General features: G+C 64.1%; 15 protein-coding genes and 2 pseudogenes. 8 read left to right on the forward strand and 9 right to left on the reverse strand.

Going from position 1 to position 25,341, the window contains the following annotated elements; all coding sequences use genetic code 11:
• Positions 1-28: 28 nt before the first annotated feature.
• The 5 genes and pseudogenes from APT63_11215 to APT63_11235 form a co-directional block, all read right to left on the reverse strand.
• Complete coding sequence (locus APT63_11215) at positions 29-841, reverse strand: enoyl-CoA hydratase (protein AMA46152.1); 813 nt, start codon at positions 839-841, stop codon at positions 29-31.
• A 106-nt stretch (positions 842-947) separates the two neighbouring features.
• Positions 948-3,020, reverse strand: a pseudogene (locus tag APT63_11220) (histidine kinase).
• A gap of 88 nt (positions 3,021-3,108) precedes the next feature.
• A complete protein-coding gene (locus tag APT63_11225) occupies positions 3,109-4,956 on the reverse strand; it encodes a glycosyl hydrolase (GenBank protein ID AMA46153.1) in 1,848 nt (615 codons plus the stop codon).
• A 21-nt stretch (positions 4,957-4,977) separates the two neighbouring features.
• Entirely contained in the window at positions 4,978-6,477 is a 1,500-nt protein-coding gene (locus APT63_11230) for a glucose-6-phosphate dehydrogenase (GenBank protein AMA46154.1), read from the reverse strand.
• Positions 6,474-7,454 carry a 6-phosphogluconate dehydrogenase gene (locus APT63_11235; protein AMA46155.1) on the reverse strand — a complete coding sequence of 327 codons (981 nt, stop codon included), beginning with the start codon at positions 7,452-7,454 and terminating at the stop codon, positions 6,474-6,476. Before APT63_11235 ends, APT63_11230 begins: the two co-directional genes overlap by 4 nt.
• Before the next feature lie 1,400 nt (positions 7,455-8,854).
• Between APT63_11235 and APT63_11240 the strand changes: the two genes are divergently transcribed.
• The 6 genes and pseudogenes from APT63_11240 (at position 8,855) to APT63_11265 (ending at position 19,860) form a co-directional block, all read left to right on the forward strand.
• On the forward strand, positions 8,855-10,414 hold the full coding sequence (locus tag APT63_11240) for a glycogen synthase (protein AMA46156.1): 1,560 nt from the start codon (positions 8,855-8,857) through the stop codon (positions 10,412-10,414).
• Between the two features lie 15 nt (positions 10,415-10,429).
• Positions 10,430-12,193 carry a malto-oligosyltrehalose trehalohydrolase gene (locus tag APT63_11245; GenBank protein ID AMA46157.1) on the forward strand — a complete coding sequence of 588 codons (1,764 nt, stop codon included), beginning with the start codon at positions 10,430-10,432 and terminating at the stop codon, positions 12,191-12,193.
• Positions 12,190-14,276, forward strand: a pseudogene (locus APT63_11250) (4-alpha-glucanotransferase). Before APT63_11245 ends, APT63_11250 begins: the two are co-directional and overlap by 4 nt.
• On the forward strand, positions 14,273-17,047 hold the full coding sequence (locus APT63_11255) for a maltooligosyl trehalose synthase (protein AMA46158.1): 2,775 nt from the start codon (positions 14,273-14,275) through the stop codon (positions 17,045-17,047). The pseudogene APT63_11250 and the gene APT63_11255 overlap by 4 nt, the downstream one beginning before the upstream one ends.
• 17 nt (positions 17,048-17,064) lie before the next feature.
• Entirely contained in the window at positions 17,065-17,433 is a 369-nt protein-coding gene (locus APT63_11260; protein ID AMA46159.1) for a hypothetical protein, read from the forward strand.
• A gap of 270 nt (positions 17,434-17,703) precedes the next feature.
• Positions 17,704-19,860: a glycogen debranching enzyme gene (locus APT63_11265; GenBank protein AMA46160.1), complete on the forward strand. Its 2,157-nt coding sequence runs from the start codon at positions 17,704-17,706 to the stop codon at positions 19,858-19,860.
• A 61-nt stretch (positions 19,861-19,921) separates the two neighbouring features.
• On the opposite strand, the gene APT63_11270 is transcribed toward APT63_11265, so the two are convergent.
• The 3 genes from APT63_11270 to rpmJ form a co-directional block, all read right to left on the reverse strand.
• Positions 19,922-20,482 carry a tyrosyl-trna synthetase gene (locus APT63_11270; protein ID AMA46161.1) on the reverse strand — a complete coding sequence of 187 codons (561 nt, stop codon included), beginning with the start codon at positions 20,480-20,482 and terminating at the stop codon, positions 19,922-19,924.
• A 226-nt stretch (positions 20,483-20,708) separates the two neighbouring features.
• The gene (locus APT63_11275; GenBank protein ID AMA47866.1) at positions 20,709-23,069 is read right to left on the reverse strand and encodes a DNA polymerase II; all 2,361 of its coding nucleotides are present in this window, start codon (positions 23,067-23,069) and stop codon (positions 20,709-20,711) included.
• Positions 23,070-23,131: 62 nt separating this feature from the next.
• Positions 23,132-23,275 carry a 50S ribosomal protein L36 gene (rpmJ, locus tag APT63_11280; GenBank protein AMA46162.1) on the reverse strand — a complete coding sequence of 48 codons (144 nt, stop codon included), beginning with the start codon at positions 23,273-23,275 and terminating at the stop codon, positions 23,132-23,134.
• A gap of 163 nt (positions 23,276-23,438) precedes the next feature.
• Here rpmJ and APT63_11285 point away from each other — a divergent pair, with 163 nt between their 5' ends.
• Positions 23,439-24,104 (forward strand): hypothetical protein, encoded by a 666-nt coding sequence (locus tag APT63_11285; GenBank protein AMA46163.1) that lies wholly within the window; start codon positions 23,439-23,441, stop codon positions 24,102-24,104.
• Positions 24,105-24,442: 338 nt separating this feature from the next.
• Positions 24,443-24,835: a hypothetical protein gene (locus APT63_11290; protein ID AMA46164.1), complete on the forward strand. Its 393-nt coding sequence runs from the start codon at positions 24,443-24,445 to the stop codon at positions 24,833-24,835.
• A 117-nt stretch (positions 24,836-24,952) separates the two neighbouring features.
• Here APT63_11290 and APT63_11295 read toward each other — a convergent pair whose 3' ends face one another.
• Entirely contained in the window at positions 24,953-25,198 is a 246-nt protein-coding gene (locus tag APT63_11295) for a hypothetical protein (GenBank protein ID AMA46165.1), read from the reverse strand.
• Positions 25,199-25,341 lie beyond the last annotated feature (143 nt).

Below are 25,341 nucleotides of genomic sequence, written 5' to 3' on the forward strand. Positions count from 1 at the left end.
GAATTCCTTGAGGAGTGCCGACCGATCATCAATCGGCGAAGTCAGGGGTTTGCCGGTTCGCGTGCGCCAGCATGGCCAGACGCACATCCTGCGACTGCAGCATCGCGGCGTTCCAGGTGGCGACGTACTCCAGCCCATCGGCCACGCTGTGGTCACGCATGTAGCTGAGCATACGCTTGGTCCCGGCGACGGCCAGTGGAGACTTGGCCGCGATCTGCGCGGCGATCTCGAACACACCCTGCAACAACGCGGGCGTGTCGCCATAGATGCGGTTGACCAGCCCGATGCGCAAGGCTTCCTGAGCCTCGACCGCGCGCCCGGTGTACGCCAGCTCGCGCAGCAGACCATCACCGATGATGCGCGGCAGACGCTGCAAGGTTCCGACATCGGCTGCCATGCCAAGGTCGATTTCCTTGATCGAGAAATGCGCATCGGCGCTGCAGTAGCGCATGTCGCAGGCCGAGATCAGGTCGATGGCACCGCCGATACAATAGCCCTGGATGGCCGCCAGCACCGGCTTGCGGCATTGATCGACCGCCTCGAACGAGGCCTGCAGGCGCAGGATGGTCCGCCGCAGCGTGCGTGCGTTACGGCCGACGTCAGGCCCCAGTTCACCGGCCACCGAGGCCAGCAGGCTCAGGTCGATCCCCGCGGAGAAGTGCTTGCCAGCCCCGCTGAGCACCACCACGCGCACGGCGTCGGTCTCGTCGGCCCAGCGAAAGACCTCGACGATCTCTTCCCAGAACGCCGCATGCATGGCGTTGACCTTCTCGGCGCGGTCGATCTGGATGTGAGCGATGTGGTCGGTCAGTTCGACCTTGAAGGCGGTGTAGGGATTCACGCGACACTCCTGCGAAGAATGAGCCAGAGCCCGGACTATAACCTCAGCCCGGCGCTCTGTCGTCAGGGCAGGACCTGGCCTCAGGTCGATCGTCAGATGAACAGGCGACGTGCTCGATGATCGGCCTGGGCCGGCCGAACAGGTAGCCTTGCAGATGCGAGCAGCCTTCGTCCGCCAGGCGCAGCATCTGCTCGCGGGACTCCACGCCTTCGGCTGTGGTCTTGATCAGCAGGCTGCTGCTCAGGCCGGTGATGGCCCGGATGATCGACAGCGCCTCGCGGCTCTCGCCCATTTCATGGACGAACGACTTGTCGATCTTGATCCGGTCGAACGGGAAGGAGCGCAGGTAGCCGAGGGAAGAATAGCCGGTGCCAAAGTCGTCCAAGGAAATGCCGACCCCCATCTGCTTGAGCGCCCGCAGGGTCCGGATGTTCTCCTCGCTGTTTTCCAGCAGGACCGATTCGGTGATTTCCAGCTCCAGACGCCGGGCCGGCAAGCCTGAGTCGGACAAGGCCAGCGCCACGTCCTCTACCAGATGGCTGTTCTTGAACTGCGTCGGCGACAGATTGACCGCGATCGTCTTCTCTCCTTTCCAGCTTGCCGCCTCACGGCAGGCCAGGTTGAGCACACGGCTGCCGACTTCATGGATCAGCCCGGATTCCTCGGCGATGGGAATGAAGTCCATGGGCATGATCAGGCCTTTGCTGGGATGGTCCCAGCGCACCAACGCCTCGTACCCCGTAACCCGTTCGCCGGTGCAATCGACGATGGGCTGATAGTGCAGTTGCAGTTGCCCCAGGTGCAGGGCAGCTCGCAGGTCGGTCTCGACCAGACGCCGCTTGCGCGCGGCGACGTCGAGGGCGACATGGAAGCTTTCGTGGCGGTTGCGGCCGCGACGCTTGGCCTCGTACAGCGCCATGTCGGCATACCCGAGCAGTTGCTCGGCCTGGTGGTGATCGACCGGGGCAAAGGCGATGCCGATGCTCAGGCCCAGCGAGAAGCGGTGCCCCTCGATATTGAAGGGCGGCGCCGCAGCGTCGATCAACCGCTGTGCGGTGGCCTGCGCCTGCGCCGGGGAGGTCAGATCGCTGAGCACCACCGCGAACTCGTCCCCTCCCAGGCGGGCCAGGGTGTCCTGATCGCGCAGCTCACGGCGCAGGCGTCCGCTCAAGGCCCGTAGCAACTTGTCACCGAACGCATGGCCCAGGGCATCGTTGACGTTCTTGAAGTTGTCCAGATCCAGGCACAAGGTGGCCGTGACCTGCCCATTGGCCCCGTCGTGCTCCAGGGCCTTGCGTAGACGCTCGTTGAACAGCGTACGGTTGGGCAGGCCCGTCAGTGCGTCGTGGTGGGCCATGTGCTGGATCTGGGCGTGGGCGGCACGCTCTTCAGTGACGTCCTCGGCGATGAACAGCACATAGCTGTCAGTGGCGGCGCCGTTTTCGCAGCGCAAGGCCCGGCTGCGCAGGGTGCGTGTGCCCAGCAAGGTCGGCACGCGGGTCTCGATGACGTGGGCCTGGCTGCGTTCGGCGCCCCAGGCCAATTGCTGGCGCAGGTAGTGCGCGGTTTCCGGAGCCAGGGCCTCCTCCGGCAGATGCCCGACCATGCCGCCGGGCGTCGCGCAGAACAGCTGCTCGGCCTGCTGGTTGGCCAGCAGGATGCGCTGACTGCGAGTCTCCTGGACCACGATGCTGGCAGGAATATGCGCGATCACCGAATCGAGGAACCGTGACAGGGTCTGCATTTCCTGGCTGTAGCTTTCGGCCAGCTCCTTGGCGGCCAACAGTTCCAACTCATGCTTGCGACGCTCGCTGATGTCCCGGGTGATCTTGGCAAAACCGATCAGCTCACCCGCATCGTCATGCACGGCATCGATCACTACATGGGCCCAGAACGTCGAGCCGTCCTGGCGCTGCCGCCACCCCTGATCCTCGAAGCGCCCCTCCTGACGGGCACGCTCGAGGTTGTGCTGGGCAACACCGGCCTTGCGCTCCGATTCCGTATAGAACAGCGAATAGTGCTGTCCGATGATTTCCTCGGACGTATACCCCTTGGCTCGCTGGGCGCCAGCGTTCCAATTGGCGACCACACCGTCAGGCGTCAGCAGATAGATGGCATAGTCGACGACGCCCTGGACGAGCAGGCGGTACATCGTGTCGGAGCTGGGAGTGGACAACATGGCGGAGCGACCTCATGGAACACGCCGATCCCCGGCGGAATCGGCGTCAAATGCTGCCACTATGCCACTTTTGGATCCACCCGTCTGCCTAACCGACGTGTGCCCCCTCGCCGACCGGCGACCAGCGCGCCACAGGCTCCTCGGCGCAATGAGCCCGATCGCGCACGGGACACAGGGAACGATGCAGGTTGAGGGCCGTGTTGATGATGCCGATATGGCTGAAGGCCTGGGGGAAGTTGCCCAGCATGCGTTGGCTCACGGGATCGTATTGCTCGGCCAGCAGGCCGACATCGTTGCACAGCCCGGTCAGCCGCTGGTACAGCGCCAGCGCATCGTCCCGACGCCCGAGCAGCACGTAGACGTCGGCCAGCCAGAACGAGCAGACCAGGAACGTGCCCTCGCCCGTCGACAGGCCATCGGATGCACTTTCGGTGTCGTAACGCAGCAACAACCCGTTGTGCAGCAACCGTTGCTCGATCTGTTCCAGCGTACGCAGGAACCGGGGATCGTCAGCCGGCAAAAAGCCGGTCAACGCGATCTGCAGCAGGCTGGCGTCGGTCTCGCTCGAGCCGTAGGCCTGCACGAAGTGCTGGCCGGTCGGGTCCAGGCCACGCTCGCACACCTCACGGTGGATCTGGTCGGCGACCTGCCGATAGTGCACGCCCAGCTCATGTTCCGCGGGGTTGTCCACGGCCAGGCTGGCGACCCGGTCGAACGCCACCCAGGCCATGACCTTGGAGTGGACGAAATGCTGGCTGCCACCGCGCACTTCCCAGATGCCTTCATCCGGCTCACGCCAGATGCGCTCGACGTGAGGCATGATCAAGCGCGCGATGGAGGCGCTGCGCGGGTGGGTTGGCAGCCCGCCTTTGACGGCCTGGGTCATGGCATCGGCAACCTCGCCGTAGATGTCCAGCTGATGCTGCCCGGCCGCGCCATTGCCGACACGCACCGGTTGCGAGTGCTCGTAGCCGGCCAGCCACGGCAAAGTGTATTCCTGAAGGTCACGTTCGCCGGCCAGGCCGTACATGATCTGCATCTGTTCCGGATTCCCCGCCACCGAGCGCAATAGCCATTCGCGCCAGGCCTGAGCCTCCTCGAAATACCCCAGGTTCATGAACGCCAGCAAGGTCATGGTGGCATCACGCAACCAGCAGAACCGGTAGTCCCAGTTGCGCTCGCCACCGATGCGCTCGGGCAGCGAGGTGGTCGCCGCCGCGACGATACCCCCGGTCGGCGCGTAGGTCAGGGCCTTGAGCGTCAACAGCGAGCGACGCACCAGGGGGGTCCACTGGCCGACGTCCGGGCAACGTGCCGCGAAGGCTCGCCATTGTTCGATGCTGTGGCGTACCGCGTCCTCGGTGTCCACGGGCGCTTCGGGCGGCAGGTGCGAAGGCTGATGGGTCAGGCTGAAGATATGCCGTTCGCCGGCTGCCACGCGAAAGCGGCAGACGCTGTGGTGATCCATGCCGTGGGTCTCCACGGTGCTGCGCAGGATCAGCCGGTCCGGTCCGGCCACGGCGCTGACGGTCAAGGGGTCGAGCTTTTCGACCCAGGGCACGCTGCGGCCATAGTCGAAGCGCAGGACCAGGTCCATCTCGAAGGCCGTCTCGCCGGCTAGCCCCTCGATGATCCGTACCACCGTGTTGTGCTCGCCCATGGGCATGCAGTCGCTGACACGGGCACGGCCGCCAGCGGTCACGTAGGTGGTCTGCAGCACCAGCGTGTCCTCCAGGTAAGCACGCTCGACCGTCTCGACCGTGTCAGTGGGCGCGATGCGCCAGCGGCCATTCTCTTCGTTGCCCAACAGCGCAGCGAACACGGCCGGCGCATCGAAACGCGGCAGGCACAGCCAGTCCATGGAACCGTCGCGGTTCACCAGGGCGGCACTGCGGCAGTTGCCCAGCAGCGCGTAATCTTCGATCAAAGCCGGCATGTCTTCTCCAGAACAGGTGGATCAACCCAATGGGTGCCATTCGCGTTTGTCACGGCTCAGCAACTCCTTGCCCGCCTCGGGCCCATCCTCGCCGGCCGCGTACGTGTGCACCTCGCCACCAAGGGCCCAGGCATCGAGGAACGGCTGCACCGCACGCCAGCCGTTCTCGATGTTGTCGGCACGCTGGAACAAGGTCTGGTCGCCGATCAGGCAGTCGTAGATCAAGGTTTCGTAGCCGGTGGAGGGGGTCATCTTGAAGAAGTCCTTGTAGGCAAAGCCCAACTCGACGTTCTCCATGATCAGTTCGGGCCCCGGACGCTTGGCCTGCAGGTCGAACCACATGCCCTCGTTGGGCTGGATCTGGATCTTCAGGTAGTTCGGCTTGGGCCGCTCAGCTTCCGATTCACGGAACTGCGCATAGGGCGCCGGCTTGAAGCAGATGGCGATCTCGGTGTCGCGCACGCTCATGCGCTTGCCGGTGCGCAGGTAGAACGGCACCCCGACCCAGCGCCAGTTGTCGATCATCACCTTGAGGGCGACGTAGGTCTCGGTCTGGCTTTCAGGGTCGACATTGGCCTCGTCGCGATACCCCGGCAGTGCCTTTTCATCCGTAGAGGCGACGTACTGACCCCGGACCGAGTTCTTCAAGGCCATCTTCGGTGACCAGGGCCGGATCGCTCCGATGACCTTGGCCTTTTCACTGCGCACGGCATCGGCCGCAAAGGCAGCCGGCGGCTCCATGGCCACCATCGCCAGCAGCTGGAACAGGTGGTTGGGCACCATGTCGCGCAAGGCACCGGTGCTGTCGTAGAAGGCACCGCGCGTTTCCACGCCGACGGTCTCGGCAGCGGTGATCTGCACGTGGTCGATGTAGTGGTTGTTCCAGAACGATTCGAACAGGCCGTTGGAGAAGCGGCTGACCAGGATGTTCTGGACCGTCTCCTTGCCCAGGTAATGGTCGATGCGGTAGATCTGCCGCTCGCCCATGACCTGCAGCAAGGCCGCGTTGAGCGCTTCGGCGCTGGCCAGATCGGTGCCGAAGGGCTTTTCGATGACCAGACGCCGGAAACCGCCCTGGCTTTCGTCCAGCAGGCCAGCCTGGCCCAGGCGCTGCGCGACTTCAGGGAAGAAACGTGGTGCGGTGGCCAGATAGAAGACCGCGTTGCCATGGGCGGTCTGTCCGATGCGTTCGGCGATGGCCGTGTAGGTGTCGGCGGACAGGAAGTCGCCCGTCTGGTACTCCAGCCGTTGCGCAAGGCTGGACCACAGTGCGTCGTCGAGCTGGGTGGCGCCCTCGCCCCCTGTCTCCCGCTCACGCATGAACGCCAGCAGGCGTTCGCCGAATTCAGCGGCGGTGGACGTGTTGTGATCGACCCCGACAATGCGCAGGTCGGGGTCGAGCAGGCCATCGCGCGCCAGGTTGTACAACGCCGGCATCAACAGACGCTTGACCAGGTCGCCGCTGGCGCCGAACAGAAACAGCGTGCAGGGTGGCGCTGGAGGGATCGAGTCTGTCTTCATTCGGGTTTCTCGACATGGCCGCCAAAGCCCAGGCGCATGGCCGACAGCAGCTTGTCGCCGTAGGTGCCCTGTTGCTGACGCGAACGGAACCGGGCGAACAGCGCGCTGGACAGGACCGGAACCGGTACGGCCTGCTCGACGGCGGCATCGATGGTCCAGCGCCCTTCGCCGCTGTCACCGACCGCACCGCTGAAGTGCCCCAGCTGAGGGTCGGCGACCAGTGCATCGGCCGTCAGGTCCAGCAGCCACGAGCTGACCACGCTGCCGCGCCGCCAGACTTCGGCGATCTCGCCCATGTCGAGGTCGAAGCGATGCTCCGGTGCCAGATGCTCGCCGCCCTTGCTGCGCAACAGGTCGAAGCCTTCGGCATAGGCCTGCATCAGGCCGTATTCGATGCCGTTGTGCACCATCTTCACGTAATGGCCCGCGCCCGGTGGTCCGGCATGGATGTAGCCATGCTCGGCACGGCCTGGTTCGCCTTCGCGACCCTGGGTGCGCGGAATGGCGCCGACGCCTGGGGCCAGCGCCTTGAACAGTGGCTCCAAGCGCTCGAAAGCGTCTTTCTCGCCGCCGATCATCATGCAATAGCCGCGGTCGAGGCCCCAGACACCCCCCGAGGTGCCGACGTCCAGATAATGGAGGCCGCGCTCGGCGAGCGCCGCAGCGCGACGCACGTCATCCTTGTAGAAGGTGTTGCCGCCGTCGATGACGGCGTCGCCCGGCTCGAGCAGCTCGGCCAGCTTCTGGATGGTCTGTTCGGTAGGCTCGCCGGCGGGCAGCATCACCCAGACCGCCCGTGGTGTATCCAGGGCCTTGACCAGCGCTTCCAGATCATGGGCGCCGGTGCTTCCCTCCTTGACCAAGGTGCCCACGGCGTCATTGTTGCGGTCGTGGACCACGGTGGTATGACCGGCGCGCATCAGGCGCCTTGCGATATTGCCGCCCATGCGGCCCAACCCGACGATTCCCAGTTGCATGTATGGCTCCTTTCCAGAACGACCGACAGGACATGTGCCGTTTCAGGTTAGTCCAGCGCGGTAGCTCAGGGTTCAGCATCGGCCTGGAGGGGCCTGTGAAATTCATGTGGGGGGGCCGTCATGGGGTCGCTGCGTGCGGATCGATGAAGCGTATGGGGGTCTGCTGCCCCATGCCAGGGCACAGGTGCCGGTAAGTGGCGCCATAAGAGGTCATGAAGGTATCGGGGTTCGTGTGCTTTGGGGGAACGAGCTTGTTCGCGAGGTAGGCGGTGACGGACCGGACGTCATCGCGGGCAAGCCCGCTCCCACAGGTCGCTGGCTTCGCCATGCTCACACTGGTGGGCTACAGAGGCCCAGGCAGGGGTTAGCTTGACAGGCTGCTGAGGCCTGAGTGGGAGCTGCCAGGCTGCAGAGGCCTGGATAGAAGTTGGCCTGAAAGGGCTGCAAAGGCCTGGATAGAAGTTGGCCTGAAAGGGCTGCAAGAGCCTGGATGGGAACTGGCCTGGAAATGGCTGCAAGGGCCTGGCTAGGAACTGGCCTGAAATGGCTGCAAGGGCCTGAATAGGAGCTGGCCTGAAATGGCTGCAAGGGCCTGGATAGGAGTTGGCCTGAAATGGCTGCAAGGGCCTAGATAGGAGCTGGTCTGAAATGGCTGCAGGGGCCTGGATAGGAACTGGCCTGAAATGGCTGCAGGGGCCTGGATAGGAACTGGCCTGAAATGGCTGCAGGGGCCTGGATAGGAACTGGCCTGAAATGGCTGCAGGGGCCTGGATAGGAGCTGGCCTGAAAATGGCTGCAAGAGCCTGGATAGGAGCTGGCCTGAAATGGCTGCAAGGGCCTGGATGGGAACTGGCCTGGCAGGCTGTAGGGATCTAGGTGGGAGCTGGCTTGCCAGCGATGGGGCCCTGTCAGGCGCCGCCTGCATCAGGCCTTTCGACGACATGGGATTCTGCAAGGCACGAGAGTTGCAGACCTCTCCCCTGTCCATGACTGAAAGGGCTGCCGATCGCGCCTGCGACCTGGCGGCACGATCGCTTGTTACAAACGGTCAAGGTCGCCGCCCACAAAAAGTGACCGGTGGGTCACACCTTTGTCACGTTGTCTCCTACACTGGGGGAGCTGGCCATGAACCGCTTGGAATTTATGACGAAAACAAGTCGAACTTTCCGAGATCGGTACAGGTCAGCACCTAAGCACGCTGCGGAAAAAAGGCATCACCTTTACCGGGCCTGCCCACCCCTGAACAGACCAAGAGCCTGGCGGCTGGATCGCCGCACTGTGCAGTGTCTGTAAGTTTTTCACCGGGGCATGGATTGCAACACGTACACACGCATGCAGAGAGACCAACGCTTGAGACAACACCGCGAGTGCAGGGCACTCGTTTAGGGACGGAGAGAAGTATGATCAGTGCCGCTGTCGAACCGAATGTAATCACTTTCACCCAGGACCCTCACGAAGTCCCGCGCAAGGACATCGTGACGACAGCCAAGGCACCCGGCGCTCAGCGCCAGCACAACCCGAACAAACGCAAAGTTCTCTTCGTCACCTCGGAAATTGCCGACCTGGTGAAGACCGGAGGTCTGGGTGACGTGTCTGCGGCGCTGCCGCGTGCACTGAGCCACCTGCATGACGTGCGTATTCTCATCCCGGGCTATCCCCAGGTGATGAACAGCAACAACCCCATCCACATCGTTGGCCAGCTGGGCGGCCATGCAGCGCTGCCGCCTTGCAAGATCGGCCGTATGGACCTGCCGGACGGGCTGGTCATCTACGTGCTGATCTGCCCCGAGCTGTACGAGCGCGAAGGCACGCCCTATGGCGACAACGAAGGCCGTGACTGGGCCGACAACCACATTCGTTTTGCCCGCCTGAGCCTGGCAGCGGCCGAGATGGCGGCGGGCGAAGGCATGACCCACTGGCGTCCGGAGCTGGTGCACGCCCACGACTGGCCGACCGGCCTGGCACCCGCCTACATGCACTGGCGTGGCGTGAACGTGCCGACCCTGTTCACCATCCACAACCTGGCCTACCAGGGCGTCTACAGCCTGGGCTGCTGCCCCGAGCTGGGGATTCCCGACCACGCCCTGCAACAGGAGGGCATGGAGTTCTACGGCAAGCTGTCCTACCTGAAGGCGGGCCTGGCGTACTCCAGCCATATCACCACGGTCAGCGCGACCTATGCCCGCGAAATCACCACCCCGGCCTTCGGCTGCGGGCTGGACGGCTTCCTGGCCAGCAAGGCTGAGATGGGCCTGCTCGGCGGCATTCCCAACGGCATCGACGAGAGCTGGGACGCTGCTACCGACACCCACCTGCAACACAATTTCAGCATCAACGACTGGGAAGGCAAGGCGCGCAATGCCGATGAAGTCCGCGCCCTCTTCGAGCTCGATGACTCCGAAGGTCCGCTGTTCGCCGTGGTCTCGCGCCTGGTCTACCAGAAGGGTCTGGACCTGACCCTGGCGGTGGCCGAGTACATCGTCGAGCAAGGCGGCCAGATTGCCATCATCGGCCGTGGCGAGCCTGAAGAAGAACAGGCCATGCGCGAGTTGGCCAAGCGCCATCCGGGGCGCATCGGTGTGCGTATCGGCTTCAACGAGACCGATGCTCGGCGCATGTTCGCCGGCAGCGACTTCCTGCTGATGCCGTCGCGCTACGAGCCCTGCGGCCTGAGCCAGATGTATGCGCAGCGTTTCGGCTCTCTGCCGGTCGCGCGCAACACCGGCGGCCTGGCCGACACCATCGAAGATGGCGTCACCGGTTTCCTGTTCGATGAATCCACCGCCGACAGCTATCGCGAAGCCCTGGGCCGTGCCTTCTATGTCTACGAGAAGAAGGACCTGCTCAATGCCATGCGTTGCCTGTCGATGACACAACCCTTCAACTGGTGCCAGGCGGTCGAACCCTACGCCCGTCTGTACGAAGAACTGGTCTGCCAGACCCAGGCCGCCCACTACTGAGTCGAGGAGTCGAAGATGCACAGGCATGGCGTACATTTCTTGGACGCCACGTCGGCGCGCTTCGCCCTCTGGGCGCCGAATGCGCGTGACGTGAGCGTCGTCATCGGAGAGCAGGCGTTCGCGCTGCAGTCCGATCCCGAGGCAACCGGTTGGTTCATTGGTGAAGTCGCCTGCCAGCCAGGTGACCACTATTTCTACCGCTTTACCAATACCCAGAACGAGAGCCAGGACGTTCCTGACCCAGCGTCGCGGTATCAACCCGAAGGTGTGCATGGGCCCAGTCAGGCCGTCGATACTGGCGCGTTCGAATGGCAGCACGACACCTGGACCGGTCGCCCCTGGCAGGAAGCCGTGATCCATGAACAGCACGTCGGTGTGCACGGGGGCTATGCCGGTGTCGCTGGGCAGCTGCCACGTCTGGCCGAGCTGGGCATCACCGCCATCGAGCTGATGCCCGTGGCCCAGTTCCCGGGCAAGCGCAACTGGGGGTATGACGGCGTCCTCCCCTTCGCGCCGCAGAACAGCTACGGCAAACCCGAAGAACTGGCACGCCTGGTCGATCAGGCGCATGGCCTGGGGCTGTCGGTCATGCTCGATGTGGTCTACAACCACTTCGGCCCGGACGGCAACTACCTGCACAGCTACGCCGATGATTTCTTCGACGAAGGCAAGCAGACGCCCTGGGGTGCCAGCATCGACTTCAAGCGCCCCGAAGTGCGTGAGTTCTTCATCCAGAACGCCTTGATGTGGATCTGTGAGTATCGCTTCGACGGCCTGCGTCTGGATGCAGTGCACGCCATCGACAATCCGGACTTCCTCAAGGAACTGGCCCGCCGCGTGCGCGCCGCCGTCGAGCCAGGTCGCAAGGTCTGGCTGGTGCTGGAAAACGAACACAACCAGGCCTTCCTGCTCGAAGAAGGCTTCGATGCCCAGTGGAACGACGACGGGCACAATGCCCTGCACGTGCTGCTCACGGGCGAGACCGAAGGCTATTACCAGGACTACGAAGACCAGCCGATCCAGAAACTGGCGCGTTGCCTGGGTGAGGGCTTCGTCTTCCAGGGCCAGAAGAACCGCCACGGCAAGGCGCGTGGGGAACCGAGCGGTCACCTGCCTCCCAGCGCGTTCGTGCTGTTTCTGCAGAACCATGACCAGGTCGGCAACCGTGCCCTGGGCGAGCGCCTGACTCGCCTGTGCACGCCCGAAGCATTGCGCGCGGCGACCACCCTGCTGCTGCTGTCGCCGATGATCCCGCTGTTGTTCATGGGGGACGAGCAAGGCAGCCGCAGCCCGTTCCTGTTCTTCACCGATCACCATGACGAACTGGCCGATGCCGTGCGCGAAGGCCGTCGCGCGGAGTTCAAGGGCTTTGCCGCCTTCGAGTCGTCCGAGGATCGTGAACAGATTCCCGATCCCAATGACCCGAAGACGTTCGAGGCTTCCCGTCCCTTGACCGATACGCCGGCCGCCGAAGAATGGCAGGCGCTGTACCGGACCCTGCTGGAGCTGCGTCGCAAGCATGTGGTGCCCTCCCTGCCGGGCATCAAGTCCGAAGGCGTCACGGTGCTCACCGACAAGGCCTTGAGCGCGTGCTGGCGTCTGGAGAACGGCGATCAGCTGCGCATCGACCTCAACCTGGGCGAAACGCCTTGCGAGGTTGATGTGCCCGACGCCGCCTTCTGGCTGCACGACAGCTCACGCAGCAACACTCAGGCCGGGCAGTTGGCGCCGGCCAGCTGCATTGCCAGCCTGATTCCCGCTGGCGAGGGCACCGTATGAGCCAACAACCCTTGTACGACCTGGCCGCACGTGCCGGTATCGCCCGTGACTGGACCGATGCCAATGGCAAGCCCCAGCAGGTGAGCGACGACGTTCTGCGCAAGGTCCTGGCAGGCCTGGGTCATGCGGCAGACGACGATACCGCCGTCGACGCCAGCCTCCAGGCCTTGGACGAGCATGCCCGCCAGCACGTGTTACCGCCGCTGTTGACCATGACCGTGGGCGATGCGATCGCACTGGGTCCAACCTTCGCCGGCATGTCCATGCGCATCGAGCGCGAGGACGGCATGGTGCACGAGGCCAGCGTCGACGCGCAGGGCCAGGTGTCGCTCGATCTACCCATCGGCTACCACCTGCTCAGCCTCGGGCAGCACACCGTGACCCTGGCCGTGGCCCCCGTGCGCTGCTATGGCCTGCAAGATGCAGTCGAACCGCCGCCACGCTGCTGGGGCATCGCCGTGCAGCTTTACAGCCTGCGCCGGGACGACGGGTGCGGCTATGGTGACTGCCAGGCGCTCGAGGATCTGGTCCGTAGCGCTGCCGAGCGCGGTGCGGACGCTGTGGCCATCAGCCCCATTCATGCCCTGTCCACGGCCGAGCAGAGCCATTTCAGCCCCTACTCGCCGTCCAGCCGCCTGCTACTCAATACCCTGTACGCCAGCCCGGCCATTCTGCTGGGCGAGCACGCCGTGCAGACGGCCATCGAAACCTGTGACCTGGCGTCCACCCTGCACACGCTGGAGGCGCAGTCGCTGGTCGACTGGCCAGCCGCTGCCGACGCGCGCATGCAGGTCTTGCGCGCGTTGCACAAGGACTTCGTCAGCGAGCAGACGCACGAGCACGAGGTCGACGAACGCGGCCTGCGCGAGGATTTCGAAGCGTTTCGCCAGGAAGCCGGCCAGGCGCTCGAGCTGCACTGCCGCTTCGAGGTCCTGCAGGCCCATGCCATGGCGGAAGGTCACGGCGCCGACTGGCGCCAGTGGCCTGCCGAGTGGAAAGACCCGAGCAGCCCCGCCGTCGAGAAGGTGACGTCGCGTCAGCCTCAGGAACTGGATTTCCATGCCTTCTGCCAATGGCTGACCGAACGCAGCCTGCAGCGGGTGCAGCAGGTGGCCTGCGAAGGCAAGATGGCCGTTGGCCTGATCGCTGACCTGGCCGTCGGTGCCGACGGTGGCGGTAGCCAGGCCTGGAGCCGCCAAGAAGAATTGCTGGCGGACCTTACCGTGGGCGCGCCGCCTGACATCCTCAACCGTACCGGACAGGACTGGGGCATTAGCGCCTTCTCCCCGAGGGCCTCAAACGCAAGGGTTTCCGCGCTTTCATCGAGATGCTGCAGGCCAACTTCCGGCATGCCGGTGGCCTGCGCATCGACCATGTGATGGGCCTGCGCCGGTTGTGGCTGATCCCCAAGGGGGCAAAACCCAACGAAGGCGCCTACGTCGAGCTGCCGGTGCAGGACATGCTGCGGCTCCTGGCACTGGAGTCGCACAAGCACCGGGCGATCGTGCTGGGCGAAGACCTGGGCACGGTGCCCGAGGGCCTGCGCGAAGACCTGGCCGAGAAGGCCATCCTGGGCATGCGCGTGCTGCAGTTCGAGCAGGATTCCCCAGGGCAGTTTCTGCCCATCGATCAATGGCCCGACGACGCCTTGGCCACCACCGGCACTCATGACCTGCCGACGATGGCCGGCTGGCTCAAGGCTCGGGACATCGATTGGCAGAAGGAGCTGGGGTTGATCGACGATGCAAAAGAAAAGGAATGGCGGGCGTCGCGGCAGGTCGAACTGACAGGTCTGCACAGCAGCCTTGAACGTGAATATGGCCCCCTTCAGGACAACGACACCATGATCGACGCCGCCATTCGCTACATCGGCCATACCCAGGCACCGCTTGTCTTGCTTCCTCTGGAAGATCTGTTGGGCAACGAAGAGCAACCCAACCTCCCCGGCACCACTGAAGGCCATCCCAACTGGCGTCGCCGCTTCGATGCCAAGGCCCGTGAGGTGCTCGACGATCCACACGCAGCACGGCGTCTCGAGATCATCGCGCAGTCCCGCGAACAAGCCTGGGAGCGTGACCAGTGAAGCCTTTGACCGCGACCATCCGCCTGCAGCTGCACAGTGACTTCACCCTCGACGACGCGACGCCTCTGGTGCCCTACTTCGCACGCCTGGGCATCAGTCACGTCTACGCCTCGCCGATCCTCACCGCCCGCGCCGGCTCCCGGCATGGCTACGACGTGGTGGACCCGACCCGGGTGAACCCGGAACTGGGGGGCGAAGCGGCCCTGGAACGCCTGGTGGCGGCCCTGCGCAAGCACGACATGGGCCTGCTGCTCGACACCGTGTCCAACCACATGGCCGTAGGCGGTGCCGACAACCCATGGTGGCAGAGCCTGCTGGCCTGGGGCCGACGCAGCCCCTACTCGGAATTCTTCGACATCCAGTGGCATTCCAGCGACCCGTTGATGGAAGGTCAGCTACTGCTGCCATTCCTCGGCAACGATTATGGCAAGGCGCTTCAGGACGGCGAGATTCCGCTGACCTTCGATGCCAAACATGGCGTGCTGGAAATCGAACACTACGAACACCGCTTCCCGATCTGCCCGCTGGACTACGGCCGCGTGCTGGGCCATAGCGCGTCAGCTGAGCTGCAAGCCCTGGGCGAACGGTTCGCGGCACTGCGCGACAGCACCGACCCCCTGGCCGAGGCCCTGCCCTTGCACCAGGCGCTGGCGGACGCAGTCCGCGACGGCGCCACGCTCGAGGACACCCTGGCTGCGTTCGACAGCCGCACCGATGCAGGCTTCCAACGCCTTCACGCCTTGCTGGAACGCCAGACCTACCGCCTGGCCAGCTGGCGCACGGCGGCCGATGACATCAACTGGCGGCGGTTCTTCGACATCAATGAACTGGGCGGCCTGCGGGTCGAGCGCGCGACGGTCTTCGAGGCTACCCATGCCAAGCTGTTCGAGCTGATCGAACGAGGGCTGGTGGATGGGCTGCGGATCGACCACATCGATGGCCTGGCCGACCCCCGTGGCTACTGCCGCAAGCTGCGGCGCCGTGTCGAAGGCCTGCTGGCGGCACGTCCGGCCGAGGCGGCGCTGGGGCATTTCCCGATCTACGTCGAGAAGATTCTCGGCAGTGGCGAGCATGTCCACAAGGACTGGCAGGTAGACGGCACCACCGGCTACGAATTCATGAACCAGGTGTCGCTGCTGCAGCATGACCCTGCCGGGGAAGCGCCGCTCACGGAGCTTTGGCACCAGGTCAGCGAGCGCCCGCCGTTCGACGAGGAAGTCCGTCAGGCCCGCAATCTGGTGCTCAACGGCACCTTGGCCGGCGACTTCGAATCGGTTGCCCAGGCCTTGCTCGCCGTGGCACGCGACGACCTGATGACCCGCGACCTGACCCTGGGCGCCATCCGACGCACGCTGATGGCGCTGGTCGAGCACTATCCGGTCTATCGGACCTACATCAACCCATTGGGTCGTCCAGCCGAGGACGAGCCGTTCTTCCAGCAGGCCGTGGCCGGTGCCCGGGAAAGCCTCAGTGAAAACGACTGGCCCATGCTCGAACAGCTGCAGCGCTGGTTGGGCGGCCAACGCTGGCGCAGCCTGCCGCCGGGCCGTGCGCGCAAACGCCTGCGCCACGCCTGCGTGCGCTTCCAGCAACTGACCGCGCCGAGTGCGGCCAAAGCGGTCGAGGACACGGCGTTCTATCGCTCGGCACGGCTGCTGTCGCGCAACGACGTGGGCTTCGAAGCGGACATCTTCAGCGCCGATCCTGCCCACTTCAATGATGAGGCACAACGACGTCTGCGTGATTTTCCGGACAACCTGCTGACCACGGCGACCCACGACCACAAGCGTGGTGAAGACTGCCGGGCACGCCTGGCCGTGGTCAGCGAGCGCGGCGAGTGGTTCGCCCAGTGCGTCGAGCAGTGGCGTGAGCTGGCAGCACCCTTGCGCCAGGACCTGGACGATGGTCCGGCGCCCAGCCCGGGCGATGAGATGCTGCTGTTCCAGACCCTGCTTGCCAGTTGGCCGCTGGACCTGTCCCTCGACGACCAGCCTGCCCTTGAACAGTATGCCGAGCGGCTGCGCCAGTGGCAGCAGAAAGCCCTGCGCGAAGCCAAGCTGCGCAGCAGCTGGAGCGCAGCGAACGAAACCTACGAGGGCATCTGCGCGGCCTACATCGCTGCCCTGCTGCTGGACGCCGGGCAATCGGCCCTGCGCCAGGCCATCGCCGATGCCGCACACTCGATCGACAACGCAGGCGCACTCAACGGCCTGGTACAGACGCTGCTGCGCATGACGGTGCCGGGTGTGCCGGATCTGTATCAGGGCAATGAATACTGGGACCTCACGCTGGTCGACCCGGACAACCGTCGCCCGGTGGACTACCCCGCCCGACAGGCCTCGCTCGAGCAGCAGACGCCGCTGCCAGCCCTGCTGGAGCACTGGCGCGATGGGCGCATCAAACAGACCCTGATCGCGCGCGTGCTGGACTGCCGATGCCGTCATCCGCACCTGTTCGCACGCGGTGATTACATCCCGCTGGACGTCGAAGGCCAGCATGCCGACCGCGTCATGGCCTTTGCCCGCGTAGGCGACGAGGCACGTGCGATCGTGGTCATGCCGCGCCTGGCCAGCTCGCTGCTGGAGGAGGCGACGACCCCGTGGATCTCGAAAGCGCAATGGGGCGATACGCGGGTCATTCTGCCGTTCGACCTGAAGGCTGCCAATTGCACGGGACTTTTTGCCGGTGATGTGGTCAGCCAATCAAGGGAGCTGATGTTGAGCGCAGTACTGGCAGAGTTTCCGGTCAACCTGTTGATTGAACACTTTTGAACACCAGGAGCGTCGTGATGAGTGTCGATGATAAACGTATCCGTGAATTCGCCTACCAGATCTGGGAGTCGGAGGGCAAACCCGAGGGCCGGGAGGCCGAGCATTGGGCCAAGGCCCGCAAGCTGGCCGAAGCCGAGTCCAAGGCGCCTGAAGCCAAGCCTGCCAAGGCCCCCAAGGCAGCGGCTGGCAAAAAGCCCGCCCCTGCCAAGTCGAAACTAGCGGCTGAAGCGCTCGAGTCGGCACAGGCGGGCAAGACCGCCTCCAGTGCGCCTAAGCCCGCAAAGTCGGCAAAGCCTGCCAAGGCACCGGCGCCCAAGCCTGAAGCCTCTGCCAAGCCCGCTGCACCCAAGAAGCCCCGCGCTGCCAAGAAACCCGAGGCCGGCTGAATCCGCGGCCTTCGGCTTGATTGACCCAGGCGCGCATCACGCGCCTGGTTTTTACTGAATCTCCTACCTCTTTTGACGGCTCCTGCCGAGCTGCGGCGTCCCTGCGCACGTACCGCGGTGCTCAACCGTTTCACGAGGCCCCTGTTGTGGTTTCAAGGCGCATGGAGGCGCACGCACGACTGCTGTCACTCGCCTTGTCAGATCACTCGACCTGCCGAAGGCTTCAGTACACGGTTCCATTTGCAATGTTCGGTCGAATGAGAGAACGCCATGTCTTCGCAAAAGCAAAAGAAGTCCAACCGCTCCGTCGCGCCTACGCGCATCCGTGAAGGCCTGCCATTCCCGCTGGGCGCCACCTGGGATGGCGTGGGCGTCAACTTCGCCCTGTTCTCGGCCAACGCCACCAAGGTCGAGCTGTGCATCTTCGACTCCACGGGCGAGAACGAACTCGAGCGTATCGAACTGCCGGAATACACCGATGAGATCTACCACGGGTACCTGCCCGATGCTCATCCGGGCCTGGTCTACGGCTACCGCGTCTACGGCCCCTACGAGCCGCAGAACGGCCACCGTTTCAACCACAACAAGCTGCTGATCGACCCCTATGCCAAGCAGCTGGTCGGCGAGCTGAAATGGTCCGAGGCGCTGTTCGGCTACACCCTGGGCCACCCTGATGGCGACCTGAGCTTCGATGAGCGCGACAGCGCGCCCTTCGTGCCCAAGTGCAAGGTCATCGATCCGGCCTTTACCTGGGGCCGCGACGAGCGCGTGCAGATCCCGTGGGAACGCACCATCGTCTATGAAGCCCACGCACGTGGCCTGAGCATGCGTCACCCGGACGTACCCGAGAAAGACCGCGGTACCTTCGCCGGCCTGGGCAACGATCAGCTGCTCAAGCACATCAAGGACCTGGGCGTCTCGTCCATCGAGCTGCTGCCCATCCATGCCTACGTCAACGACCAGCACCTGCTGGACAAGGGCCTGAACAACTACTGGGGCTACAACAGCATCGCGTTCTTCGCACCGCACCCGGAATACCTGGCCAGCGGCAAGATCGCCGAGTTCAAGGAAATGGTCGGGCGCGTGCACAAGGCAGGCCTGGAAGTCATCCTGGACGTGGTCTACAACCACACGGCCGAAGGCAACGAGCAAGGCCCGACGCTGTCCATGCGCGGCATCGACAACGCCTCGTACTACCGTCTGATGCCGGATGACAAGCGCTACTACATCAACGATTCCGGCACCGGCAACACCCTCGACCTCAGCCACCCGTGCGTGCTGCAGCTGGTGACCGACTCCCTGCGCTACTGGGCGGGCGAGATGCACGTCGATGGCTTCCGCTTCGACCTCGCGACCATCCTTGGCCGCTACCATGACGGCTTCGACGAGCGCCACAGCTTCCTGGTCGCCTGCCGCCAGGACCCGCTGCTGCGCCAGGTCAAGCTGATCGCCGAGCCTTGGGATTGTGGTCCAGGGGGCTATCAGGTGGGTCACTTCGCACCGGGCTGGGCCGAGTGGAACGACAAGTTCCGCGACACCGTACGGGCGTTCTGGAAGGGTGACGAAGGCCAGCTGGCCGACTTCGCCGCACGCCTGACCGCCTCGGGCGACATGTTCAACAACCGCGGACGCCGCCCTTACGCGTCGGTCAACTTCATCACCGCCCACGATGGCTTCACCTTGCGCGACCTGGTGTCGTACAACGACAAGCACAACGAGGCCAACGAAGAGAACAACCAGGACGGGACCAGCAACAACATTTCCTGGAACTGTGGCGCCGAAGGCGAGACCGACGATCCAGAGATCAAGGCACTGCGCATGCGCCAGATGCGCAACTTCTTCTCGACCCTGCTGCTGTCGCAAGGCACACCGATGATCGTCGCAGGCGATGAGTTCAGTCGCACCCAGGGCGGCAACAACAACGCCTACTGCCAGGACAGCGAGATCGGCTGGATCAACTGGGACCTGGACGAGGAAGGCACCGAGCTGCTGGCCTTCGTCAAGCGCCTGACCAAGCTGCGCCGCACCTACCCGATCCTGTGCCGCTCGCGCTTCCTGGTGGGTGAGTACAACGAGGCCATCGGGGTCAAGGACGTCACCTGGCTCGCACCGGATGGCAATGAAATGTCGGTCGAGCAATGGGAAGATCCGAACGGCCGTTGCCTGGGCATGTTGATGGACGGGCGCGCCCAGGTCAGCGACATCGCGCGCCCCGGCTCGGACGCGACCCTGCTGCTGATCGTCAACGCCCACCATGACACCGTGCCTTTCCAGCTGCCTGAGGTGCCCGAGGGCGAATACTGGAACTGCCTGATCGACACCGATCGCCCGACGCTGCGCAAGAAGGAGCGCCTGGAGTTCGGCTCGACGTTCGACGTGACGGGTCGCTCGATGCTGCTGCTGGCGCTGCAACGCGACGAAGAGTGATGGAGGGTGCCGCCCGGTGAGTGGATCACCGGGCGGCGTTCGGGCGACGCCCTGGCGTCGCTCAATCTTCCAGTGGTTTTGGCGGCTTGGCAGGTGCAGCGGGCTTGACCGGCTTGCCTGCCTTGGCGTCTTTCGCCGGCGTATCGGCTGTACTGGCCACCGGCTCCGGTGTCGAGACCGCTTTCTCGCTGGCAGGCAGCTCATCTACGGCCTTGAACACCGCCTGCACATCGATCGCATCGCTGTTCTGCTCGTCCTTGAGCATATGCTGCTGGCCATCCTTCCCGATCAGAATGACCTTGGTACCCTTGCTGGCGCCCAGTTTCAGTTCGCGGATCAAGGCCATGGTCGCTTGCTGTTCGAGAAACTTGTCGTCCCGCTTGCCAACCAGACCGGCAACACTGAACAGGACCAGATTGCGCTCCTTGAATCCGGCCTGGGTCTGCGGTGCACTCAACGCCTCGGTGAGGTGTTTGAGCGTCGGGTCGGCGGTACTCGGTGCAATCACCACCAGCGGCCTCGACTTGCCCAGTTCTTGGGTCAGGGGTCCATTATCGGCCGCCGCCCACAGCGGTCCGGCAACGGCGAGCAACGTGGCGAAGGTCAACGACCGCGCAAGCATGGGTCTCTCCTTATGTATCCGTAACTACAAGACTACAGTTTAAAGCGAAATGTCTGACACAAAAGCCTAAACCATCTGGCCGCCTGGCTCATGCCGAAAAATGTAATGGATGATCTCGAGCGCCTTCGAGCGCACCTGTCCCCGGCTTCATCGAGCATAGCCCATGGTCGCTCGCGGCTGTTGGGGGCCACGTCGTCAGCGTACAGGATCTGCCGAAGGGGCGTGCTCAGAACAGCGGCATCTGCTGTCCGGTCAGCGCCGTGAAGTCATCGTCCACGAAGGGCAGGATGGCGTCGGCGATGGGCTTGAGCTGACGTGACACGTAATGCTCGTAGTCGATCGGCGACGGATGATGGTCCAAGGGCTCAGGCCCGGCCAACGTCATCAGGTAGCTGATCCAGCCGCCCTTCTTGTAGGCACTGGGCCGTCCCAGCCCGGCGTGGAAGGCCTCGGCCAGGCGCGCGGCGCGCACGTGCGGTGGCACGTTGCGCTCGTAGTCCGCCAAGGGGCGACGCAGCCGCTTGCGGTACACCAGCAGGTCATCGTGCTCCCCGGCCAGGGTCTGGCGCACGTATTCGCACACGTAGGCCTGGTAAGGCTGGCGGCGGAAGATCCGGCCGTACAGCTCGCGCTGGAACTCCCGCGCCAGGGGCGACCAGTCGGTGCGCACCGACTCCATGCCTTTGAATACCAGCGTGTCCTCGGTATCACCCTGGCGTGTCAGCCCGGCGTAGCGCTTCTTGCTGCCCTCCTCGGCGCCGCGGATGGTCGGCATCAGGAAACGACGGAAATGCGTGTCGACCTGCAACTCCAGGGCGCTGTCGAGCTGTTGGGTCTGGCGCAGATGATCGCGCCACCACTGATTGATCTCGGTGACCAGCGTGTGCCCCAGGCGCATCGCTTCGTCTTCGTCGAGGGCCTGGCGCAGGCACACGAAGGTGGAGTCGGTGTCGCCATAGATCACTTCCAGGCCGCGTGCCTCGATCAGCGCACGGGTCTGGTGCATGATCTGGTGCCCGCGCAGGGTGATGGACGACGCCAGACGTGCATCGAAGAACCGGCAGCTGGGCGTCCCGAGCACGCCATAGAACGCGTTCATGATGATCTTCAACGCCTGCGACAAGGGCGCGTTACCGTCGCGCTTGGCTGCCTCGCGCCCTTGCCAGACGCGCTCGACGATGTGCGGCAGGCAATGCCGGGTGCGCGAGAACCAGGCGTCGCGAAACCCTTCTATCGCCTGCGCCGGGTCTGGGTCGGCCAGCCCTTCGACCAGGCCGACCGGGTCGATCAGGAAGGTCCGGATGATCGAGGGATACAGGCTCTTGTAGTCCAGCACCAGGACCGAATCGTAGAGACCAGGACGTGAATCCATGACGAAACCGCCCGGGCTGGGGAGGTCCGGCTGGCTGCCCAGGTTGGGCGCGACGAAACCCTGGCGGTGCATCGCGGGCAGGTACAGGTGGCTGAACGCGGCCACCGAGCCGGCACTGCGATCCACGGGCAATCCGGTCACCGTCGCACGCTCGAGCAGAAACGCCATCAGGCCGGTATGGGCGAAGATCCGGGTGACCAGCTCGCAGTCCTTGATGTTGTAGCGCGCCAGCCCTGGCTTGTCCTCGGCGAACAGGCGATTGATCTCGTCCATGCGGTGATAGGGCGTGGCGATGGCCTTGCCCTCGCCCAGCAAGGTGCGCGAAACGTTTTCCAGGCTGAAGGACGGGAAGTTCCAGGTGGCCGAGCGCAGGGCCTCGACCCCATCGATCAGCAGCCGCCCGACGGCGCTGATGTTCGCGTGCCCATGCTGGCCCTGCTCGCGCACCTGCAGGACACTGCCGTCGCGCCCCATGCGCAGGGGCACCTGGAGGTTGACGGCATGCTTGTGCAGCAGACGCAGGTCGAACTGCACCACGTTCCAGCCGATGATCGCGTCGGGGTCATGCTGCTGCAGCCACTGATCCAGGCATTCGATCAGCTCGGCGCGGGTGGCGCGGTAGATCAGCTCGACGCCCGGGTCGTTGGTCGATCCGGTGGGCGGGCCGAGCATGTAGACCTGCCGCTGTCCGCAGCCCTCCAGGCCAATGCAGTACAAGTCGCCCTGAGCGGTGGTTTCGATGTCCAGCGACACCACACGCAGGGTCGGGCGATAGTCGGGATCAGGCCTGAGCACGGCATCGCCGAGCGAACCATCGGCCTGAAGCGTCCCGGTGAAGCGCACGGGCGCATTGATGAAACGTTCCATCAGGTAGCGCTCGGGCGGCCTGACATCGGCTTCGAACACGTCCACACCCGCGGCCCTCAGGCGATGCTCGAGGGCCAGCAGTTGCCGGTAATGGCGGCAATACAGCCCGAACACCGGACGACGGACGAAGTCGCGCAATGCGAGCGGCTTGAGCTCGACACCCGGTTCATCGCCTACCACGGCCAGGGTCAGCTCGCGCTGCTCGAGCGGGATGAACGCGACCGAGGTCTGAGGCGCCAGACGCACACAGCGTGGGCCTGTATCGGTGGCCAGCCAGAAGGTCACCACGGTGCCCTCCGGCAGGTCGTGCCAATGCCGGGTGAGGACGAAACCCTGCTGCCATTCCACGCTCACGCACCCTCGATGTTCTCGACCTGAATGGAGGGCAGTGTACGCGGGTCAATGGCCCTTCAGCCGCGTTTTTTGACCCCGCCTTGACGGGCCTTGAAGCGAGGATTGGACTTGCAGATCACGTAGAGCCGACCGCGACGCTTGACGACCTGGCAGTCGCGGTGACGCAACTTGGCATTCTTGAGAGATGACAGCACCTGCATGATGACGCTCCTGTTTGTGTAATACTATTACATTACAGCGAATACTTTCATGCTTGCAAGGTCCAACCTCTATGCCATGCCCTACTGGCTGAAATCGTCCTGCTGCTCACCCCAAATGACCCTAGGACGGTCTGCCTGAATGCCTGTTTGAGAGGAATGCACCATGTGTGGACGAGTGACCCAGTACAGCGAGACCTCTGAATTCGTCGCGGCCCTGGGCTGGAAGCATGCCTGGCACGATGCGCTCGAGGGGCACGCCGCGCCGCGTTTCAACGTCGCACCGACCACGCCCGTCACCCTGCTGCGCCAGGAGGCTCAGACCCTGCGCGCCGAACGCGTCACGTGGGGCTGGCGTCCGCATTGGGCCACGGACCGCGCCGCGCCGATCAATGCGCGGGTAGAGAAAGTCGCCCACGGTGCTTTTTTCCGCGCCATCTGGCCACACCGTGCAATCACACCGATCGACGGCTGGTACGAATGGGTGGATGAAGGCGGTCCACGCAAGCAGCCCTACTTGATTCGTCGACGTGATGGTCGCCCTGCCCTGTGCGCCAGCATCGGTCGTTTCAAGGGGGATGAGCAGGATGGCTTCGTGATCATCACGGCCGATGCGCAAGGAGGGATGATCGATGTGCATGACCGGCGCCCGGTGGTGCTGGCGCCCGAACTGGCGCGGTCGTGGCTCGATGACACGCTGGAAGGCGAGCGTGCCGAGCAGATGGCGCTGCACCTGGGCGAGCCTGCCGAGACGTTCGAGTGGTTCCGGGTAAGCCCTGCGGTAGGGAACGTGCGTAATCAGGGACCAGAACTGATTCGCCCGATCGAATGAAACCCGGCCTGACGCCGGGTCTCGGGTTCGAACCGTTACAGCTCGGCTGTTTCAGCAGGAGCCTGGCGGGATGCCGTCCTTGTTGACGTCCTTCAGTCGCTCACGCTCCTCGGCGGTCGAATGGGCAGGCACGTCGTCGTTTTCAGGCTTCTCGGTGGGCTGCTCGTTGGTTTTGGGGTCTGTCATGGCCAAGATCTCCAGAGTGGTGCTCATTGGGCACTGCCAGGCCGGGACGGTTCAGTCTGGCACCCCTTCCTCCAGCCTCCACTGAATGTAAAAAAAAATTTCAGCGCGTTGAGGTTGTCACACGCTCCATCATTGGAAAAAGGAGCCACACCATGACGTTTTCGAAATTCTGCCAATGGCTGTCCAACCGATCCGGCAGTTCAGGGACCTTCCTGCTCGCCTTGGCCCTGATCATCGTCTGGGCCACGACCGGCCCCTACTTCAACTACAACGACACCTGGCAGCTGATCATCAACACCGGCACGACGATCATCACGTTCCTGATGGTCTTTCTGATCCAGAACACCCAGAACCGCGACAACGACATCCTGCACGTGAAGCTGGACGAGCTGATTCGGGCCACCAAGGCGGCGGAGAATTCCGTGCTCGATCTGGAAACCATGAGCAGCCGCGAATTGCAGAAGTTGCGCAAGGCCTACAGGGCCATGGCAGAGCAACAGATCGAAGAGGCGCAGGAAGAGGCGGACGAGAAATCGGAGAAGTAGCGATGAGTGTTGGCGGGGCATCGGACGATGCCCCTCGCCCCTGGGCTCAAGGTTAGCCCAGGTGGTTCGTCAGGTCAGGCCGCTGGGACAGGAAAGCTGCCTGAACCGTATGCCGTGTCAGCGGTTAGGCGTCGGCGTTTCAGTCTTGGCCGTACCGTTCTCACGGTCGAGCTGCGAGTCCTGGTCGGAACCGGGGTTGCCCGGTGGCGGTGTCCAGTCTTCCGGCTTTCCGGTCTGTTGGGCATCACCCTGCTTGGGCTCGGAACTGGCCTGTTCGATGCCTGAGCCGTGTCCTTCACCGGTGTCGGTTGGCCCGGAAGGCCCTGGATAGGGCGCTGTTGGGCCGTTGTTGTCTTTGATCATGATGACGCTCCTTCTTCGCTACAAAATGACGGTTACGTACATGTGAGGGAGCTACCTCGGCAAAGTGTCCATGCGGTCGATGAACGGTCGGCGCTCTACCGTAACAGCGTTTTCCAGGATGCAAGTGCCCGATCATTCAAGCG

Origin of the sequence: Pseudomonas monteilii (assembly GCA_001534745.1) — a bacterium.
Taxonomy (GTDB): Bacteria; Pseudomonadota; Gammaproteobacteria; order Pseudomonadales; family Pseudomonadaceae; genus Aquipseudomonas; species Aquipseudomonas alabamensis.

Excerpts from the sequence above, each read along its gene's own strand:
- APT63_11225 (AMA46153.1), bottom strand. The coding sequence starts at position 4,956 with ATGCCGGCTTTGATCGAAGATTACGCGCTGCTGGGCAACTGCCGCAGT.
- APT63_11230 (AMA46154.1), bottom strand. The coding sequence starts at position 6,477 with ATGAAGACAGACTCGATCCCTCCAGCGCCACCCTGCACGCTGTTTCTG.
- APT63_11235 (AMA46155.1), bottom strand. The coding sequence starts at position 7,454 with ATGCAACTGGGAATCGTCGGGTTGGGCCGCATGGGCGGCAATATCGCA.
- APT63_11240 (AMA46156.1), top strand. The coding sequence starts at position 8,855 with ATGATCAGTGCCGCTGTCGAACCGAATGTAATCACTTTCACCCAGGAC.
- APT63_11245 (AMA46157.1), top strand. The coding sequence starts at position 10,430 with ATGCACAGGCATGGCGTACATTTCTTGGACGCCACGTCGGCGCGCTTC.
- APT63_11260 (AMA46159.1), top strand. The coding sequence starts at position 17,065 with ATGAGTGTCGATGATAAACGTATCCGTGAATTCGCCTACCAGATCTGG.
- APT63_11265 (AMA46160.1), top strand. The coding sequence starts at position 17,704 with ATGTCTTCGCAAAAGCAAAAGAAGTCCAACCGCTCCGTCGCGCCTACG.
- APT63_11270 (AMA46161.1), bottom strand. The coding sequence starts at position 20,482 with ATGCTTGCGCGGTCGTTGACCTTCGCCACGTTGCTCGCCGTTGCCGGA.
- rpmJ (AMA46162.1), bottom strand. The coding sequence starts at position 23,275 with ATGCAGGTGCTGTCATCTCTCAAGAATGCCAAGTTGCGTCACCGCGAC.
- APT63_11285 (AMA46163.1), top strand. The coding sequence starts at position 23,439 with ATGTGTGGACGAGTGACCCAGTACAGCGAGACCTCTGAATTCGTCGCG.
- APT63_11290 (AMA46164.1), top strand. The coding sequence starts at position 24,443 with ATGACGTTTTCGAAATTCTGCCAATGGCTGTCCAACCGATCCGGCAGT.
- APT63_11295 (AMA46165.1), bottom strand. The coding sequence starts at position 25,198 with ATGATCAAAGACAACAACGGCCCAACAGCGCCCTATCCAGGGCCTTCC.